This window comes from Chryseobacterium suipulveris (assembly GCF_022811685.1).
Lineage (GTDB): Bacteria > Bacteroidota > Bacteroidia > Flavobacteriales > Weeksellaceae > Kaistella > Kaistella suipulveris.
On the sequence record NZ_CP094532.1, the window covers coordinates 2,940,867 to 2,959,653 of the forward strand.

The window sequence follows — 18,787 nt, forward strand, 5'->3', positions numbered from 1 at the left end:
TCTGGATAAAATTTATTTAAAAAAATATATCGGAAATTTTCTTTACCCCAACCCTAAAGGGCGGAAAATTTTCTTCAAAATAAGACAGATTCTAAGTTAAAAAAAATTCCGGCTAAAAAATTAACCGGAATGATGTTATTGAGAAATCTATCCATTAGAACGGATATTCATAAATCTCAGATTCTTTCAGGAATGGGTTTCCTGTCGGGATGAGTTTAAGCTTAGAAAGTGCCGTCATCACGACGAAAACGAACAATCCTACAAACAGTAATACTGCTCCAAGATTCAATAGAAGAACTTCTGGAGTTTTCCAGTAAGGTCCAACTGTTCCCGGCATCACCATATTGAAGTAGTTCATAAACTGACCGCAAACTACGATTACCGCCATGGTAGTCACCACCTTGTAATTTCTCTTGATGCTCGAACTTACCAATACCAATAATGGAAGCAAGAAAACGAAAATCATCACTGGAAGGAAAGTTTCTCTGTAGTATTCGAATCTTCCGAAGAAGTAGTTAACCTCTTCAGGAATGTTTGCGTACCAGTACAACATGAACTGAGCGAACCAGGTATAAGTCCAAAGCATGCTCGTTGCAAAAAGGAATACTCCCAAATCGTGCAGATGGTTGTCATTAAACTGTGGAAGGAAACCATTTTTCTTAAGGTAAACACTGATCAAAATGATTACCGCGATCGATGACGCCAAAGCACTTACCATCGCATACCAAATATACATTGTGGAATACCAGTGCGGATCAATCGACATCAACCAATCCCATGCCCAAAGTGCAGAAGCGAATCCGAAGAATACAATGTAGCCAACGCTCCAGCTGTAATAGCTTGCGTAAACTTTTCTGCTCTTGGTTTCATCAACTTTTTTGGAAAGAGACTTCAGCTTCCATGCAAAAAATGTTGCACCCACTACATAAAGAACTGTTCTGAATACGTAGAAAGGGATATTGAGGAAGATTTTCTTTTCGTAAAGAATTGGGTCAAAATGTGCATCTCCAGGAGTGGTCAACGATGGATCCATCCAGTGGAAAAGATGCCCGAAATGCATTGCATTCAGGATGGTTAAAATAATCAACGCTCCTCCTGCCCACGGAATGAATGACGCGATTGCCTCCATTACTCTCAGGATAATGATTGGCCAACCTGCGTGAGCAGCATTTTGGATACTGTAGAAAAACAGTGCACAGCAGCTCAATGCGAACAAGAATACCGCAATGGTGTGTACTGCTGCAAGCGGTTGGTTGTGAACCTGCATCGTTGCATGATCCAAATGTGCTTGATGATCTTGCGGACCTACCATTTCACTGGAATGCGTAGGTGCGGTAATTCCACCGGAATGTGCCGCCTCCATCATATGTTCAATTCTTGCATCATCAATACCATGATTCATGAAGTAACCAGCTCCAAAAAGTATTAATCCCAGAACGATGAATATGATTGAATATAATCTTAATTTTGGTGAAAAACTATACATTTCTTAATTCTTTTTATTTTTTAGGACTGGTTGTTACACTTGCTGCGGCAGCATCTGCAGGAGCAGGAGCGGCTGTCGCAGGATCCGGTGTGGTTGCAGTGGCTGTTGCAGGCGCTGCAGGAGCCGGATTAATTCCTCCTTTAAATTCATTCATCACATACATTGCAACTCTCCATCTGTCACCTGGTTTCAGTTGACCTGCAAATGAGCCCATCGCGTTTCTACCATTGGTCAAAACATAATGTACTGAACCAACCGTGATCTGACGGTCTTTATAGTTTGGTACTCCGGAATAGGCACCGCTCGCTACAATCGATCCCTGTCCGTCGCCACCAGTTCCGTGACATGCTGCACAGGTTTTGTTGTAAAGGTCTTTGCCTCTTTCAAGATCTTTCTGCTGATTTGCCGGATCAAGTGGTGAAGCGGTCACCAATTTTGATGCGTCATATCCTGCATTATACTGATCCATTGTCATCGCTGTATTTGCAGCTTCGTCGGCAACTCCTTCTTTGTTTTGCGCAACAGTTCCGTTTACAGGACCTAATCCAGTCGCTCCGTTTTGTTTTACGAAAGCAGGGATTTCGTTCTCATGTTTTGAGTAAGCGTCTTCTGCTTTAGCCAAAGGATCGTATGCTACCGGGAAATACATGTCGGGGAAATATACCAAAGGTGGGTTCTGCTTGCTGCAAGAACTCAATGAAATTGCTGCAAAACCTAAGATAGCTGTAATTTTTAAAATATTCTTTGTCATTGTATTAAGCATCTTTTACAGTTATTTCTTCTACATTAGTATCAATCAGGATTTGTTTCACTGCGTCCACATTGTCGGTTACAAATTCCATCATAAATTTGTCATCGGTAGTTCTTGGGTCCGGGTTTTGTGGTGGACAACCAGGATACATCTTATTTCTTACCAGGAAGGTAAGCGACATCATGTGTGCTGCACAGAAAACCATCAATTCAAACATCGGAACCACAAATGCAAGCATGTTTTCGCCCCAGGTGAATGCGGGTTTACCACCGATATTTTGTGGCCAGTCGTGATTCATGGTGTACCAAGTCACCAAGATTCCTATCGTTACTCCATATACTGCATAAATAAAGGCAGCGTCGGAGATTCTTGTCTTTCTTAAACCTAAAGCTTTGTCAAGACCGTGCACTGGGAAAGGCGTGTAAACTTCCGCAATCTTGATTCCCTTGTCGTTGCACGCATGAACGCCGTTCAGTAAGTCATCGTCGTCGGCATAGATACCGTATATTCTTTTAGTGGTGCTCATCTTCTTCTTTAGCTTTATAAGTTTCACCTGAAATTTTCAAAATAGTCTTCAATTCCGCCTGTGCGATTACCGGGAATGTTCTTGCGTAAAGAAGGAACAGTACAGAGAAGAACCCGATTGTTCCGAGGAATACGCCCACGTCGATAATTGTAGGTTTAAACATCGTCCAACCTGAAGGCAAGTAATCTCTTGCAATGTTGATTACGATAATGTCGAAACGCTCGAACCACATCCCGATATTGATGATCAATGCCACGATGAAAGTCCAGATAATGTTTGTTCTCAATCTCTTGAACCAAAACGATGCAGGAACTACAAGGTTACAGATGATCAGTGACCAGAAAGCCCACCAATAAGGACCTGTAGCGGCACCCGGTGAAAGATACGTGAAATCCTCATATCTTGAACCTGAATACCATGCGATGAAATATTCCGCTGCATAAGCTACGGTAACCATACCTCCTGTTACGATGATTACGATGTTCATAATCTCGATGTGGTACATGGTGATGTACTCTTCGAGGTGACAAACTTTTCGTGCAACCAACAAAAGCGTCTGTACCATTGCGAATCCTGAGAAAATCGCACCGGCAACGAAGTAAGGAGGATAAATTGTGGAGTGCCATCCTTTGATAACCGATGTCGCGAAGTCGAAGGATACTGTGGTGTGAACCGAGAATACAAGTGGTGTTGCCAAACCTGCCAAAACGAGTGAAAGTTCCTCGAATCTTTGCCAGTGCTTTGCTTTACCGCCCCATCCAAATGCAAGGAAGGTGTAGATTCTTTTCGTCCATGGAGTTTTTGCGCGATCTCTGATCATCGCGAAGTCCGGAATCAATCCCATAAACCAGAAAACGGTCGATACGGAGAAATAAGTAGAGATCGCAAATACGTCCCAAAGTAGCGGCGAGTTGAAGTTGGTCCAAAGTGAACCGAACTGGTTTGGCAACGGGAATACCCAATAACCAACCCAAACTCTACCCATGTGAATTACCGGGAAGATTGCCGCCTGAACTACCGCGAAGATGGTCATCGCCTCAGCAGAGCGGTTTACCGACATTCTCCATCTTTGTCTAAATAACAATAGTACCGCAGAAATCAGCGTTCCGGCGTGACCGATACCTACCCACCATACGAAGTTGGTAATATCCCATCCCCAGTTGTTGGTTCTGTTGAGTCCCCATGCACCGATTCCGGTTCCGATGGTGTAAGCAATACAGCCGAATCCATAAACGAATAGCGTTAAAGCCACCCAAAATGAAACCCACCATAGTTTTCCGGCTCTTTCTTCGATAGGTCGTGCGATATCTTCTGAAATATCATGATAAGTTTTGTGACCAATAATTAAAGGTTCCCTTATCGGAGCTTCGTAATGTCCTGACATTTTTTACCTATTTATTATTTAAACTTTATTTTCTTTTCTGTTTCTTACTTTAGTGTGGTAGAAAACGTTTGGTTTCGTACCGATTTCCTCGAGCAAGGTGTATCTTCTGTTGCTTCCGTAAAGTGATCTTACTTCAGAAGCTTTGTCGTTCATATCCCCGAACTTCATTGCTCCGGTAGAACAAGCATTCACACAAGCTGTGGAGAATTCGCCGTCTTTCACAACTCTTCCCTCTTTCTTGGCTTCAAGAATTACGTTCTGAGTCATTTGGATACACATTGAACATTTCTCCATAACCCCTCTCGTTCTTACCACCACGTCAGGATTCAGTACCATTCTTCCTAAATCGTTGTTTTGGTTGTAGTCGAACTTATCGTTAAGGTTATAAGTAAACCAGTTGAATCTTCTTACTTTATACGGACAGTTGTTTGCACAATATCTTGTACCGATACATCTGTTATAAGCCATTTGGTTCTGTCCCTGCTTACCGTGCGAAGTTGCCGCAACCGGACAAACTGTTTCACAAGGAGCGTGGTTACAGTGCTGACACATCACCGGTTGGAAAATTACATCCGGATTATCTGCAGGGTGGTTCAGAATACCGCTTTCTTTGCTCAGGAAGTGACCATACATTCCAGGAACATCAAGACCTGCGTCGACTGCTTCTGCTTGAGAAAGTTTGCCGTCTTTGTTCTTATCCATTCCTGCTGGAATATCGGTGGTGTAGTAACGGTCGATTCTTAACCAGAACATATCTCTGGACATTCTCACCTCTTTCTTACCAACTACAGGAACGTTGTTTTCTGCTTGACAAGCGATGATACACGCTCCACAACCAGTACATGAGTTCAGGTCGATTGACAAGTTGAAGTGTGGCCCATCCGTATCATCAAAAGCATCCCAAAGGTCAACTTTCGCTGCAGGAAGTGCTCCACCGATCGTGTGATATTCCAATGGTTTATTCCAACCGTCTTTTTCGTCATCAAATTTTACGTTAAGGAAAGTGTCAAGAGGAACTTCTCTCGCAATTTCGTAACGGCCCATCAAAGTATTCTGAAGCTGCATTCCTGCGAACTCGTGCTCTTCACCAGTTTTTTCGATCGTTACATTTGATAGAACAGTGTTAGAACCATCAAACAATGGATAAGCGTTTACACCAGTTTCAGCAACTTTACCTGAATCTTTTTTACCGTAACCCAAGGCAAGACCGAGTGAACCTTCAGCTTGACCTGGCTGTACAAAAACGGGAACGTTCTTAATGGTAACTCCATTTGCAGTAAGGTTCACGATAGAGCCGTCCAACTGCATTCTCGCATTCAGATTGTTCTTGATTCCTAAACGCTTCGCATCTTTCGGAGAAATAGTCAGGTAGTTGTCCCAGGTCATTCTCGTAATCGGATCCGGCAATTCTTGCAACCATGGATTGTTTGCCTGAGTTCCGTCTCCCATCGCGGTTTTGGTATAAAGCACCAGTTCCAAATCAGATGCTTTGAAGCTAGCCAATTCGGTTGCTGCCTGTGCTGCGTTTCCTCCTGTGTAAGCAAGTGTCGCTGTATTTCCGCCTTCTAAGACACCATTGTAAAGTGCTTTGTTGAAAGTAGTTCCACCGATTAAGGTTGTTGCGTTTGCTTTAAGGTAATCGTAATAGTTATTTGCAGGATTTCCTTTTCCGTTCATCCAAACAAGAAGGGAATCCTCAATCTGTCTTGATTTATAGATCTTTTGGATCGTTGGTTGCATCAATGTATAAACACCTGTTTGCGGCGCCATATCTCCCCAAGATTCCAACCAGTTAGCAACAGGAATTACCGCTTTCGCAGCTTTGTACATTTCATTTTTCTTGTCGGCAATTGCAACCACTGTAGGTACTTTTGCTACAAGAGATTTGAAGTTTTCTCCTTTATTGCTGGAATAGATTGGGTTTACGTTATTGGTGATCAACACGCCAACTTGACCCGAGTTCATCCAAGAAAGGAATTCCTGATATCTCGCTCCGTCAAATTCTTTCAGGAAGTTTGCCTTACCTGTGAAAGCGGTTGATGCTAGTTTTTGGTTAATGAGGTGCGCTAAAACGTGGGCAGCTTTAGAACCGTCCGCGAAAACAACAGCGTTGCTTCCTTTTGCTTGAAGTTCTTTTACAATTTCGCCCGCTTCTTTGCTTACGGAACCTCCATTTAATCCGTTATAAACTTCAACAAGCACTTTGTTTACGGCGCTTGGTTTCAACTGGATTCTTGTATCAGCATTGGCTCCAGTCAAAGACATGTTCGATTCAACCTGAATGTGTCTCAACATATCCGCACCTGGCTTTCTTGCCGCTGCATAAGAGGTTTCTAAAGTTCCACCGTTGAATTCACCCAAGAAATCCGCCTGGAAAGAAACGACCAATTGAGTTTTAGAAAGGTCGTAAACCGGCAAAGCTCTCTGTCCGAAAACTTCCTGAGCTGCATCCAAAGCTGCAGAATAAGGAACAGAATCATAAGTTACCAGTTCCGCAGTAGGAAATTTCGTCTTGAAGTCGGCAAACAATTTCTTGAAAGTCGGTGACGCGAAAGAATGCGAAAGAAGTACGATTTTCTTTCCGCTTGCCTGTGCTGAAGTCAATCCTTTAATAACGAAATCGTCAACTTTGTCGAAAGTTTCATCTTTACCGTCAAGTTTTGGCTGCTTTACTTTGTCGTTATCATAGAGTGAAAGAACTGATGCCTGTGCTCTTGCATTGGTTTTACCTAATGCGTTTGCCATCGGGTTTGGTTCAATCTTGATCGGTCTTCCTTCTCTGGTTTTCACTAAAACACTTGCGAAGTCGTAACCGTCAAAATAAGTAGATGCGTAATAGTTTGGGACTCCCGGAATAATTTCGTGCGGCTTCACCACATAAGGAATCGTTTTGATCACGGGAGCTTCACAAGCTGCCAAAGTTACAGCAGCGGTGGAGAAACCAAGAAGCTTAAGGAAATCTCTACGAGAAGTTCCGCTCTGCTCAGATTCGTTTGCTTTTAACTCTCCCGTTTTTTCATCCACTGGGATTTCCTCAAGGAATTCCTTTTGAGCCAACCTTCCTGTTAAGGTTGGATCTTCCAGTTCGTGGATACTTCTGAATTGTATTTTATTTGAAGACATTGATACTTCTGATTTTAGTTATTAATAATGACATTTACCACATTCAAGACCTCCAATCGCATCTACGGTGATTTTTCCTTCAGATTGAGGATACTGTTTTTTCAGTTTGTCGTGTAGATTTTTGAAGTATTCTTTATTATAACCGTTGTTCATATCAACTTCCGTTGTTCTGTGACACTCGATACACCATCCCATTGTGAAATCGTTTGCCATCTGCACTACGTTCATCGTATCCACCTGTCCGTGACAAGCTTTACAAACCACATCGATTTTCGCGTTAGGATTTTTCTTGTTATGGGAATTAATGATCGCCTGCTCACCTGCAACTACGTGCTGTGCGTGGTTGAAGTAAACGAAATCAGGCATATTGTGGATTCTCACCCATTCAACCGGTTGAGTTTTCCCGGTGTACTGCTGTTTTCCTGGATCCCAACCTGTAGCTGCGTAAATTTTTTGGATTTCGGCATCATAGAAAGCTTTGTCTTTTCCTGGCTCCATATATTTTCCTTTGTACTCGGAAATATTTCGGTGACAGTTCATACAAACGTTCATTGAAGGAATTTCGGAAACTTTTCCGTATTTCGCCGAAGAGTGGCAAAGTTGGCAATCGATCTTATTGTCTCCGGCATGGATTTTATGCGAGAAGTGAATTGGCTGTTCCGGCTTGTAACCTTTATAAACGCCGATCCACATCATCCAGTTCCAGATTCCGTAGCAAGCGAGAATTCCCAGCAAGGCAAGGATTCCTTTACCAACATAGTCGTATTTTTTGTAGAGATCCGCAAAAGAAGTAGCTCGGGTTGCGTTAAGTCCCGCCAACTCATCGGTTTGCTGCAGTTTCACCAACTGTCTCAACCTCAATAACAACCAAAGAAGCAAGCCCCCGATTGTAAGAAGTGAAATTAAAATGATTTTGGAGTTTAAAGAATCTTTCTTAGCCGCTTCCAGTGCTGCAACAGAATTCGTATCAACCGCTGCTGCTGCATCTGCAGCCGGTTCCGGCGCAGGAGGATTGGTGGTGTATTCTAAGATATCGTTGATGTCCTGGTCAGAAAGATTAGGGAACGGAAGCATTTCAACCTTGTTGAACTTCGCAAAAATTTCGTTGGCATACTTGTCACCCGATTCGCGAAGCGCCTTATTGTCCTTAATCCATTTGTGCAGCCAGTCTGTATCCAGATTCTGCTCAGTTTTCAGTTTTTCAACTATTCCGCCCAATGCAGGTCCCACCATTTGTTTATCCAGGGCGTGACACGCAGTACAGTTTGCCTTGAAAAGCTTTTCGCCGTTTTTGGCGTCACCTTGAGCGTAAATAGAAGCACTGGTCGATAACAACAGTCCTATTGCAATCAGACCCCTTTTGTAATGCTTTCTCCAACTAATCATTTATAAAATCTTGGGTTGTTAAAATGTAATGAGTTTACTTTTCAATTTGGCAAAAATAAGACTTTTAACACAAATTTAACAGCGGTTAAAGGCGCTTTTCGAGAATTCACATAATTTGTAATTGTTCTAAATAACAATTTGTGGTATAATTTTTATTTGTTTTAAATTTGTCCCAAAATAAATTTTGATGAAATCCATTCTGAAGATATTCTCTGTCCTTATTCTTATCACCACGAATTTTGTTGGAGCACAACTTGTTGTGAAAAACGACACGATTTCTGGCACACCACTTTCCATCAGTATGGACAAGCGCATTGATAATTTGATGAGCGACATGGAAGACAAATGCGCTACGAGATCGACGACTAGTAGTGGAGAAAATACCGCAAACGACTCTTCAACAAGAAATACTGCACCAAAAATTGTTGTTCCTGAAAGAGAACTTACCCAAGCGGAAATCTGCAGGAGAAACCCCAGAATTATGGGCTACAAGATTCAGCTCGCCGTGGTAAAAAGCAATGAGGAAGCGAGAGAAGTCGGAATGTACTTTCGCAGAAGATTCCCAAATATGAAGGTGGAGATCGATGCGTCATTAAGACCCAATTATAAAGTAATGGCGGGAAGCTACCTCACGAAACAAAGCGCCGCTCCTGACCTTGCAAAAATCAAACCATACTTTAATTCCGCTTTAGCGATCCAGTATAGGGTTTTCTGTGTGGAAGCAAAATAAACTTACTTTTGATAATATTTATGATTCTGCTGGTCTTCTTGGCAAATTTTTTTTTAGATTTCAAAATTTCGTTTTTCATTTTATTCGTATCTTTAAAACACCAAAAAACAAGATACAATGGCACACCACAATCTAAAAACTTTATCAGAAGTTCTTGAGACGCTCCGCCGTCGCGGAATCACCAAAGAAATCAGAATGAACAAAGAAAACGTGATGGTATTGGGAGACAATGAGAAAACCTACAAACCATCCGATCTATCCATCGTAAAATCCTACCGATTCGAGGGAAACAGCAGTGCAGACGATAACGCCGTTCTCTATTTAATTGAAGACAGAGAAGGCGAGAAAGCGACTATTCTCGATTCTTACGGTTCCGATAGCAATTACAGCGGACCCGAATTTGACAATTTTTTGAGGCAGATTCCTTTCGATGAAAAGTCCGAATACGACAGTTATTAATATTGATCCGAAATTTATTTTTCGAATTTTTTCTTGAAGATCCCGCGAAGAAATCCTTTCTCCTTGACAGATTCTTTTACCTCCTGAACTTTGCCTTTCACTTCCGTGGTCGCATGCTTGAAATCAGATTTCGTTTGAGTTACAGTCGTTTTGGTAGCTTCAACTGTATTTCGGATTTTGGTTTCGGTTTGGGGTGCGTTTTTGCCGATGAGCGTCTTTTTCAGTCCCTGCTCAATACCGCGCCAGAAAAGGTTGAAGAAGGATTTGGTCGGATCACGTTGTACATTTTCTACGGAAACACTTTCAGGATAATCCCCCGAATTGGATTTCACAAAAACATTAGCAACAGCCGAAAGAATCTTGTCTTTTTCACCGGTCGATTTTAGGAGCGCGACCTGTAATTTCTGATGTTTCATCCTTAAACCTCCATCCAGTCCAGATTTATTCCCATCAAACTCAAAACGTAAGTCGGAGATATTACCTGTCGCTCTGATTTTCAAATAAGGTTCAATGAATGGGTTGATCTCTGAAGCAGGCAAGCTGGAAATATTTCCAGAAATTGAAAACGCATCGTCCATTTTAGCGGTGTCGAAATTCCATTTTACATTCATCGGAGACGCGTCCATAAATCTGCAATTGATCGTAATCGGAACCAGAGTCGGTTTTCCTTTTGATTTTCCAGAATTCAGGTTTTTTACGTTCATGTTGAAGTTGCTGAAAATAAGTTTTCCGGGACCGTCGCTTTTCTTGGTGTCTTCTTCGTACACAAGAAGGGAATTTCTGAGGTCGAGGTTTTGCACAAAGACAGGAAACTTAATACTCCTCAACAACTTGGAGTACAGCGGTTTTTCTGTTAAGTCATCTTTTGGTATCTTACTCCTGAAAATATTGGCGTTAACTCCATTCAACGTGACTTGCGATGCGTCAAGATACTTGTTTTCCCAACCCAGATCCCAGTTTCCTTTTGCTGAAATTTGGTTAACTTTTAGATCATACAAATCTTTTTCCGCAGGAATCATTCGGATAAACTGTGCCCGCGAAACCAAAGGTTTTAAACTGAAATTATTGACCTGCAGCGAGTTTTTGTTCTGCGTCAAAACGCCTATATTCATTTGATAAAACTGGTTGATTCTGTAGCTGAAATTCTTCGTTGTTAAAGTATAGTTATCGGTTTTGAACGGGATTTTTTCAAGAACGGTTTTTTCGTTCATTTCCAGATTCTGGATCTTCGCATTCAGATCGTTGAAGACCAAAGGTTTGTCCTGGTTATCAAAAACCAAGTTGGAATTTCTTAGATCGATATTTCTAATTCTCAACGGAAACTGGATTCCGCCATAATCTGGTTTCTTTTTGTTTGGGTTTTTAGGTGCTGTCACTTTTCCGTTCAAACCATTAACCAGAACATTTTGCACGTCCAATTTCAGTTTACTGTTCAATAAATTCCATTCTTTAATTTTCAGATTGATCTGTTTCGCATTCAAATCCATCAGAGCTTTATCGGAAACTGAAACCGTAGGTTTTACCGAAATATTTCTTAAGTCCGCCGATTTTGGATTAATTGCCATAGCAGAAATTTTCACGTTTTCTCGGTTGGAATTAAAAATAATATTTTGTCCCTTGATTCTGAAATCGTCATAATTAAACGGAATATTTCCTTTGGCGCTTTCGTCGTCCATCACAAAACGGTCGATATTCACATTCAGGTTTCCTGCGGTAAAAAGTGGATTTCCGTCGGGTTGAAGAATGTTGACCTTTGCGTTATTCATCGCCGCATTTTCAAGCTCAAGTTTGTATTTAAAGCTTTTTTCCTTGCTCGCGGAATTGGAGTTGGTGGTGAAAACTTTCAGTTCGGGATACTCAAAGCGGAGGTTGGTCAAACTAATTTTGTTCTTTTTGAGATGGATGTCCTTAAACTCCATTTCGGAAGACTTGAAGTCGAAGAGGTTTCTTTTTTTCGGATAAAACCTTCTGAAATTTTGGTAGGAAAGCAGCGGCACCATCGCAAAATCCTTGATGCTCATTTGGTTGTCTTTCGTGGTGACGTATTTCGCGGTAAAAGCGTAAACGTTGTCGGGACGGAAAAAGAAATCCTTACCGCTAATTTCATATTTGTCAAAAACGATGGGAAGCTTTTCCTCGACGGATTCCTCGGTCATCTGAAGATTTTCCACATCAAGGTTGAGTTTGCTGACCGACAGAAATTTCTGCTTGTTGAAACGGAAAATCTGTATATCGCCGTCACTGATTTTAATATTTTCAAAAACGACGGGGTTTCTTTTCTTTCCGGTTTTCTCATCGACAGGTTTTGCGAGGATAATGTTCAGCCGCGGGTTTTTCATCAAAAGGTCGGAACTGTTGATCCGCTTCCTGAAAATGGCATCGTAAATTCCAAGCCGAGAAATAGAGAGCGTATCGACCGTTCCCTGAAGTCCGATCACGTTTTGGTTTTGGGGATTTTTGCTGTTGATGGAAATTCCTGTGGAGAAAATATTTCCCGTTCCCAGATCCACATCGAGCGATTTATAGGAAATTATATAGTCGGAATTGTTTTTCAGATAATTGGGCAGATTGGTTTTAAGCCAGTAATTCAGTCCGAAATTGGCCACGAGAAAAAGCAGGACAAAAATCCCGAGAACGGTAGCAAAAATTCTAAGGTAATTTTTTCGCATTTTTTGAAAATTAAAATTTTGTGCCAATGAACCATGAAAAATCAATTATCAAAGAAAAGAAGACCCAAACTACCCCGTCAAAAATTTTCTTCAAAAATTTTCGCCACCCCTTCAAATAAGGGGAATCATTCAGTTTTACAGACCTGTCTGTAACTCAATCACATACCCTTCATGTCCTCTAACATTCATGAAATTTCCACCGTCGAAAGAGATGTACTGACCTTTAATTCCTCTTAAAATACCTTCGAATTCAGGATTTTTGTCGAGCGTGAACGAGTTGATTTTTTCGGGTTTTTCGTACGGATAATCGAGTTGCACGATCTCGTTGTCGTCACGGTAGAAATTCTGGAAATCTGTCGGAAAATAGTTTTTCACCTTTTCGCGGAAATCGGCCAAATCTAAATCATCCTCAAAATCATCTTCGAGCATTTTTTTCCAGTTGGTTTTGTCGGCGAGGTGTTCTTTCAGTGCAACCTCGATCATTCCCGCTTCGTAGCGGTTTTCGGTTTTTGCAATCGGTAAAGCGAACGTTGCTCCCTGGTCAATCCAACGTGTAGGAATTTGCGATTCGCGCGTCACACCGACTTTCACGTCACCTGTGTACGCGAGATATACAACGTGCGGTTGCAGCTGGATCGTTTTTTCAATTTCAAGATCGCGTTCCTCAATTCCCAAATGCGCGGTGGAAAGTTCGGGTCGGATAATCGTATCGCTTGCGTACGGACTTTCGAAAAAGCACTTCTTGCAGAATCCCATTCGGTAGATTTTCTCGTCGCTGCCGCAATTTATACATTGGTAACCGATGTGCTTTATTCTCATTTTCTTTCCAATCAGCTGATTCATATTAATCAAATCATTAGAAAGATTCAGAAAATATTGGATGGGTTTTCCGTTTTGGGTAGTCATTTTTAGGATTTGTCCCTGGAAGTGCATAGCGATAAATTTCAGTAAAAATAAGGAATAAAAGTTGAAGTGTAAATGGCTATATTTGTATAAAATAAAATGTGATGACAGAAATAATTTTAAAAACCCACTTGGAATCAAGAAAGTTAAAAGCTCTTCTGGAGTTTTTGAGATCTTGGAATATTGATGCGGAAGTAAAAACGACACCGAAAAAAAGTTCGGAAGAAAAGATAAGTTTTTTTGATGGAGAGGGCATTTGGAAAGATTATGATATTGACGGAAAAGAATTAAGAAAAAGAGCTTGGGAAAGAAACAAATGATTCTCTGCGACACCAACATCCTCATCGATTTATACAGAGGAAATCAAAAAATTGTTTCTTTGTTAAAGCAAATTGGCGAAGAAAATATTGCTATTTCAGATATTACCACAGCAGAAATTTTTTTCGGAGCAAGAGATCGAAAAGACTTAATTTTTCTAGAAAAACAACTCCAACAGATCGCAAAGCTTGCAGTAAATGAAAGTACTTCTAAATTAGCGGTTGAACTCATCATTAAATATTCCCTTTCAGATCGACTTTCACTTGCAGATGCGTTTATTGCTTCCACCGCAATTCAATATGATTTTCCTTTATTCACATTGAAAGACTTTAGATATATCGACGGGCTTCAACTTTATCCATCCTTGTAAACCACAAATGAACTATCTCATCACAGGCGGAAGCGGCTTCATCGGTTCCCATCTCGCGGAACACTTGCTGAAAAACGGACATTCTGTCATTAATATTGACAACTTTGATGACTTTTACGATTACCGCATCAAAATAAAAAACACTTTGGAATCGGTCGGCGAAAATCCGACTTTCAGCTTTCAGGAAAGGGAGCTCGACATCCAAAAACTGATCCTCGAAACCTCATCAAAGAATTACCAGCTTTATTATCAGGATCTTACAGATAAAAATGGTCTCGAAAAAATCTTCCGCAAACATAAAATAGATTTGGTGATTCATCTTGCAGCTTTGGCGGGAGTTCGTCCTTCGATCGAGCGACCTTTGGATTATGAGGAGGTGAATGTAAAAGGTACGATGAATCTCTGGGAACTGTGCAGGGAATTCAAGATCGATAAATTTGTATGCGCTTCAAGTTCGAGCGTTTACGGAAACAATGAATCCATCCCTTTTGCCGAAACCGACAGTGTTGACCGACCCATTTCTCCCTATGCGGCGACGAAAAAGTGTTGCGAGATTTTAGGCCACGTTTATCATCACCTGTACAAAATCGATATGCTCCACCTTCGATTCTTTACTGTGTATGGACCGAGACAGCGACCAGATTTAGCCATCCATAAGTTCACCAAAATCATTACGGAAAATGGTGAAATCCCTTTCTACGGCGACGGTTCCACTTCGCGAGATTATACTTTCATTGATGATGTTATTGATGGAATCCTGAAATCCATCCATTACCTGGAAACCCACGATAACGTTTATGAAATCGTAAATCTTGGCGAAAGCGAGGTCATCAGTTTAGACGAAATGCTCTCCACTTTAGAAAACCATCTCGGCGGAATTTCCAACAAAAAAAATCTGCCACTTCAACCCGGAGATGTTCAAAAAACCCACGCCGACATTACCAAAGCAAGGACTTTGCTGGGTTACAATCCGACCACACCGTTCCAAATTGGCACAAAAAAGTTTGTGGAATGGTTTTTGAGAAAGTGAGTCGAGTTCCGAGATTTGGAGCGGGGATTTTGTGAAATTTGAAGTAAGTTGAAATCGTTTCGACATCAAATTTTCCAGCAGCCAATGCTACTTTTCACAGCATAAGCCGAACCTCGTTTCTCCTAACTCAAAAAGATTGAAAATCAAGGACAAAAACCTTTGAAATCTCACCTAATTTTATACTTTTGCAAAAAAATTAAAATATGTACTGGACATTAGAATTAGCATCCTACCTCAGCGACGCACCTTGGCCAATGACAAAGGCAGAATTGATCGATTACGCAATCAGAACCGGTGCACCAATGGAAGTGGTCGAAAACCTTCAGGCGATTGAAGACGAGGGAGAAATCTACGAGTCGATCGAAGAAGTATGGAGCGACTATCCTACTGACGAGGACTTCCTTTGGAACGAGGACGAATATTAAGAAAGCAGCCGGCAATCAGCAGTCTGCTTTCTGCTGTTTTTGCCACCAAATTATTTTAAAGCAGTTAATTGGTGCTGAATGCCAAATGCAGACAGCCGAAAGCAAAAAAATATGGGATTATTAGACAAAGTTCTGAAAGGTTTCTTGGGCGATAAAAATGCGACCGACCTGAAAGAAGTAAGAAAAGTTGTAACAAAAATCAAAGCGGTAGAGCCAAAAATTCAGGAGCTTTCTGATGACGGCTTAAGAGCAAAGACTACCGAATTCAAGGAAAAAATAAAGGCCGCAACCGCAAATATCACCGCTCAGATTGAAGAGACCAAAGAACAGATCGAAAAATCTTCAAACGTCGATGAAAAAGAGGCGCTGTTTGCCAAAGTTGAATCCCTGAAAAAAGATTCATACCAAATCGAGGAAAAAGTACTGAACGAGATTCTTCCCGAAGCTTTTGCCTTAATCAAAGAAACAGCACGACGACTTGCAGAAAATAAAGAGATTCGCGTTGCAGCAACAGATTTGGACCGCGAACTTGCTTCAACTAAAGATTTCGTTGAAATCCAGGGAGACACCGCAGTTTGGAAAAACCACTGGAATGCTCACGGAACCGACGTTGTTTGGGACATGATCCACTACGATGTGCAGTACATCGGTGGTGTCGTTCTCCACAGTGGAAAAATTGCCGAAATGGCGACAGGTGAAGGTAAAACCCTCGTTGGAACTTTGCCGATTTACCTGAACGCACTTCCAGGAAGAGGGGTGCACGTCGTAACAGTTAACGACTATCTTGCAAAACGTGACTCCGCTTGGATGGGACCACTTTATCAGTTCCACGGTTTGACGATCGACTGTATCGACAATCACCAACCGAACTCCGATTCCAGGAGAAAAGCATACCAATCGAGCATTACCTACGGAACCAATAACGAATTCGGTTTCGATTACCTGAGAGACAATATGGTGACCTCGCCTGAAGAACTTGTTCAGGGAGAGTTGAACTTCGCGATCGTCGATGAGGTGGATTCCGTTTTGGTGGATGATGCGAGAACACCGCTCATTATTTCGGGACCTGTTCCGCAAGGTGACCGTCAGGAATTCGACGTGCTGAAACCTTCCGTTGACAGAATTGTTGAGGTTCAAAAAAAAACCATCACTTCCATTCTCAACGAGGCCAAAAAACTCATCGCCGCAGGAAATACCAAAGACGGTGGTTACAAACTGTTACAGGCGTACAGAGGTTTGCCTAAAAACCGACAGCTGATCAAATTCCTTTCTGAAGCAGGAAACAAAACCCTTCTCCAGAAAACGGAAGCGCACTATATGCAGGACAATAACAAAGAAATGCCGAAGGTTGACAAAGACCTGTATTTCGTTATTGACGAGAAAAATAATCAGATCGACCTTACCGACAAAGGGGTAGAATATTTGTCTGCCGGAAACGAAGACAAGGACTTCTTCGTACTTCAGGACATCGCGACAGAAATTGCTGAGCTTGAAGCAAAAGGTTTGACTAAGGAAGAAGAATTTGAAGCAAAAGAAAAACTTTTCAGCGATTTTGCAGTGAAGTCGGAAAGAGTTCACACGATGAGCCAACTTCTGAAAGCATACACGCTCTTCGAAAAAGATGATGAATACGTGGTAATCGACGGAGAAGTAAAAATCGTTGACGAGCAAACCGGCCGTATTATGGAAGGAAGACGTTATTCCGACGGACTTCACCAAGCCATCGAAGCGAAGGAAAATGTAAAGATCGAAGCAGCGACGCAGACTTTCGCAACCATTACTTTGCAGAACTATTTCCGTATGTACAACAAATTGGCGGGAATGACCGGTACTGCGGAAACCGAAGCAGGCGAATTTTGGGAAATCTACAAACTCGACGTTGTGGTAATCCCGACAAACCGTCCGATTCAAAGAGACGACAGACAGGATTTGGTGTACAAAACCAACCGCGAAAAATACAACGCCGTAATCGAAGAAATCGAGAGGTTAACTGCTCAGGGAAGACCAGTTCTTGTGGGGACAACTTCTGTAGAAATTTCGCAGTTGCTTTCCAGGGCATTGCAGTTGAGAAAAATCCAGCACAACGTACTGAATGCGAAACTACACGCGAAAGAAGCAGAAATTGTTGCTTTAGCGGGAGGACCGGGAGTTGTAACCATTGCAACGAATATGGCAGGAAGAGGAACCGATATCAAGCTTCAAGGCGATGTGAAACAAAACGGTGGTTTAGCGATCATCGGTACTGAAAGACACGATTCCAGACGGGTTGACCGCCAGTTAAGAGGTCGTGCCGGAAGACAGGGAGACCCAGGAAGTTCACAGTTCTACGTTTCCCTCGAAGATAATCTGATGCGACTTTTCGGTTCAGAAAGAATCGCGAAAATGATGGACAGAATGGGACATAAGGAAGGTGAAGTGATTCAGCATCCCATGATTTCGAAATCTATCGAAAGAGCGCAGAAAAAAGTGGAAGAAAACAACTTCGGAATCAGAAAACGTCTTCTGGAATATGACGACGTGATGAACAAGCAGCGCGACGTGATCTACAAAAGAAGAAAGAACGCGCTATTCGGCGACCACCTGAAATACGATATCTCGAACATGATTTTCGATGTGGCGCAATCCATCGTTACCAAAACCAAAATGGAGGGCGACTACAAAGATTTTGAATATGAAATTATCAAGTTCTTCACAATGGAAGCTCCAGTTTCTGAAAACGACTTCAAAAACAAGCAGGTTCCGGAACTGACCAATATCGTGTTCAAAGCAGCAACGGAAGATTACCAGATGAGGTTGAACCTTCTGAAAGAAAAATCCTTCCCGATCATCGAGAACGTTTACCAAAACCAAGGTTCAATGTTCAAAATGATCCAGGTTCCGTTTACCGACGGAATCAGAACAATGACGATTGTTACCGACCTGCACAAAGCATACGAAACACAGTGTCAAAGCTTGGTGGATGATTTCGAGAAGAATATTTCACTCGCCATTATCGACGAAAACTGGAAGCTCCACCTGAGAGAAATGGACGATTTGAGACGTTCGTCGCAAGGAGCAGTTTACGAGCAGAAAGATCCGCTTGTTATTTACAAACAGGAATCGTACTACCTTTTCAGCGAAATGGTGGAGAAAATAAACAAAGAGATTATTTCGTTCTTATATAAAGGAGAAATTCCTGCGTAATAAAATACGATGAATATCATACAAACTTCTCCATTAATGGGGAA

15 protein-coding genes are annotated in these 18,787 nt (G+C 41.7%); 7 read left to right on the forward strand and 8 right to left on the reverse strand.

The annotated features are described in order from the left end of the window. Positions 1-154: 154 nt before the first annotated feature. From MTP09_RS13970 to MTP09_RS13995, 6 genes are read right to left on the reverse strand one after another with little or no spacing between them, the layout of a single operon-like run. Positions 155-1,486, reverse strand: coding sequence for a quinol:cytochrome C oxidoreductase (locus MTP09_RS13970; protein ID WP_243549200.1), 1,332 nt, complete (start codon positions 1,484-1,486; stop codon positions 155-157). A 13-nt stretch (positions 1,487-1,499) separates the two neighbouring features. Next, positions 1,500-2,237 carry a c-type cytochrome gene (locus MTP09_RS13975; protein WP_243549202.1) on the reverse strand — a complete coding sequence of 246 codons (738 nt, stop codon included), beginning with the start codon at positions 2,235-2,237 and terminating at the stop codon, positions 1,500-1,502. Positions 2,238-2,241: 4 nt separating this feature from the next. Next, positions 2,242-2,763: a DUF3341 domain-containing protein gene (locus tag MTP09_RS13980; RefSeq protein ID WP_243549204.1), complete on the reverse strand. Its 522-nt coding sequence runs from the start codon at positions 2,761-2,763 to the stop codon at positions 2,242-2,244. Further along, on the reverse strand, positions 2,750-4,147 hold the full coding sequence (nrfD, locus tag MTP09_RS13985; RefSeq protein ID WP_243549206.1) for an NrfD/PsrC family molybdoenzyme membrane anchor subunit: 1,398 nt from the start codon (positions 4,145-4,147) through the stop codon (positions 2,750-2,752). Before nrfD ends, MTP09_RS13980 begins: the two co-directional genes overlap by 14 nt. A gap of 18 nt (positions 4,148-4,165) precedes the next feature. Next, positions 4,166-7,270 (reverse strand): TAT-variant-translocated molybdopterin oxidoreductase, encoded by a 3,105-nt coding sequence (locus MTP09_RS13990; RefSeq protein ID WP_243549208.1) that lies wholly within the window; start codon positions 7,268-7,270, stop codon positions 4,166-4,168. Positions 7,271-7,291: 21 nt separating this feature from the next. Further along, entirely contained in the window at positions 7,292-8,656 is a 1,365-nt protein-coding gene (locus MTP09_RS13995) for a c-type cytochrome (RefSeq protein ID WP_243549210.1), read from the reverse strand. Positions 8,657-8,843: 187 nt separating this feature from the next. Here MTP09_RS13995 and MTP09_RS14000 point away from each other — a divergent pair, with 187 nt between their 5' ends. Then, on the forward strand, positions 8,844-9,386 hold the full coding sequence (locus MTP09_RS14000) for an SPOR domain-containing protein (RefSeq protein WP_243549212.1): 543 nt from the start codon (positions 8,844-8,846) through the stop codon (positions 9,384-9,386). Positions 9,387-9,503: 117 nt separating this feature from the next. Continuing rightward, positions 9,504-9,845, forward strand: a complete 342-nt coding sequence (locus tag MTP09_RS14005; protein ID WP_243549214.1) for a hypothetical protein — start codon at positions 9,504-9,506, stop codon at positions 9,843-9,845. A gap of 14 nt (positions 9,846-9,859) precedes the next feature. Here the strand turns inward: MTP09_RS14005 and MTP09_RS14010 are convergent, their stop codons facing one another. Together MTP09_RS14010 and MTP09_RS14015 are read right to left on the reverse strand one after the other, a co-directional pair. Then, positions 9,860-12,514, reverse strand: a complete 2,655-nt coding sequence (locus tag MTP09_RS14010) for a hypothetical protein (RefSeq protein WP_243549217.1) — start codon at positions 12,512-12,514, stop codon at positions 9,860-9,862. Positions 12,515-12,649: 135 nt separating this feature from the next. After that, the gene (locus MTP09_RS14015) at positions 12,650-13,447 is read right to left on the reverse strand and encodes a DUF2797 domain-containing protein (RefSeq protein ID WP_243549219.1); all 798 of its coding nucleotides are present in this window, start codon (positions 13,445-13,447) and stop codon (positions 12,650-12,652) included. Between the two features lie 74 nt (positions 13,448-13,521). Between MTP09_RS14015 and MTP09_RS14020 the strand changes: the two genes are divergently transcribed. From MTP09_RS14020 to secA, 5 genes are all read left to right on the forward strand, one after another. After that, the gene (locus MTP09_RS14020) at positions 13,522-13,737 is read left to right on the forward strand and encodes a hypothetical protein (RefSeq protein WP_243549220.1); all 216 of its coding nucleotides are present in this window, start codon (positions 13,522-13,524) and stop codon (positions 13,735-13,737) included. A 59-nt stretch (positions 13,738-13,796) separates the two neighbouring features. Further along, the gene (locus MTP09_RS14025; protein ID WP_243549223.1) at positions 13,797-14,105 is read left to right on the forward strand and encodes a PIN domain-containing protein; all 309 of its coding nucleotides are present in this window, start codon (positions 13,797-13,799) and stop codon (positions 14,103-14,105) included. Between the two features lie 7 nt (positions 14,106-14,112). Continuing rightward, positions 14,113-15,135 carry a GDP-mannose 4,6-dehydratase gene (locus MTP09_RS14030; protein WP_243549225.1) on the forward strand — a complete coding sequence of 341 codons (1,023 nt, stop codon included), beginning with the start codon at positions 14,113-14,115 and terminating at the stop codon, positions 15,133-15,135. 203 nt (positions 15,136-15,338) lie between these two features. Then, complete coding sequence (locus MTP09_RS14035; RefSeq protein WP_002662059.1) at positions 15,339-15,560, forward strand: DUF2795 domain-containing protein; 222 nt, start codon at positions 15,339-15,341, stop codon at positions 15,558-15,560. 111 nt (positions 15,561-15,671) lie between these two features. Continuing rightward, positions 15,672-18,743 carry a preprotein translocase subunit SecA gene (secA, locus tag MTP09_RS14040; RefSeq protein ID WP_243549227.1) on the forward strand — a complete coding sequence of 1,024 codons (3,072 nt, stop codon included), beginning with the start codon at positions 15,672-15,674 and terminating at the stop codon, positions 18,741-18,743. The last annotated feature ends 44 nt before the right edge of the window (positions 18,744-18,787 follow it).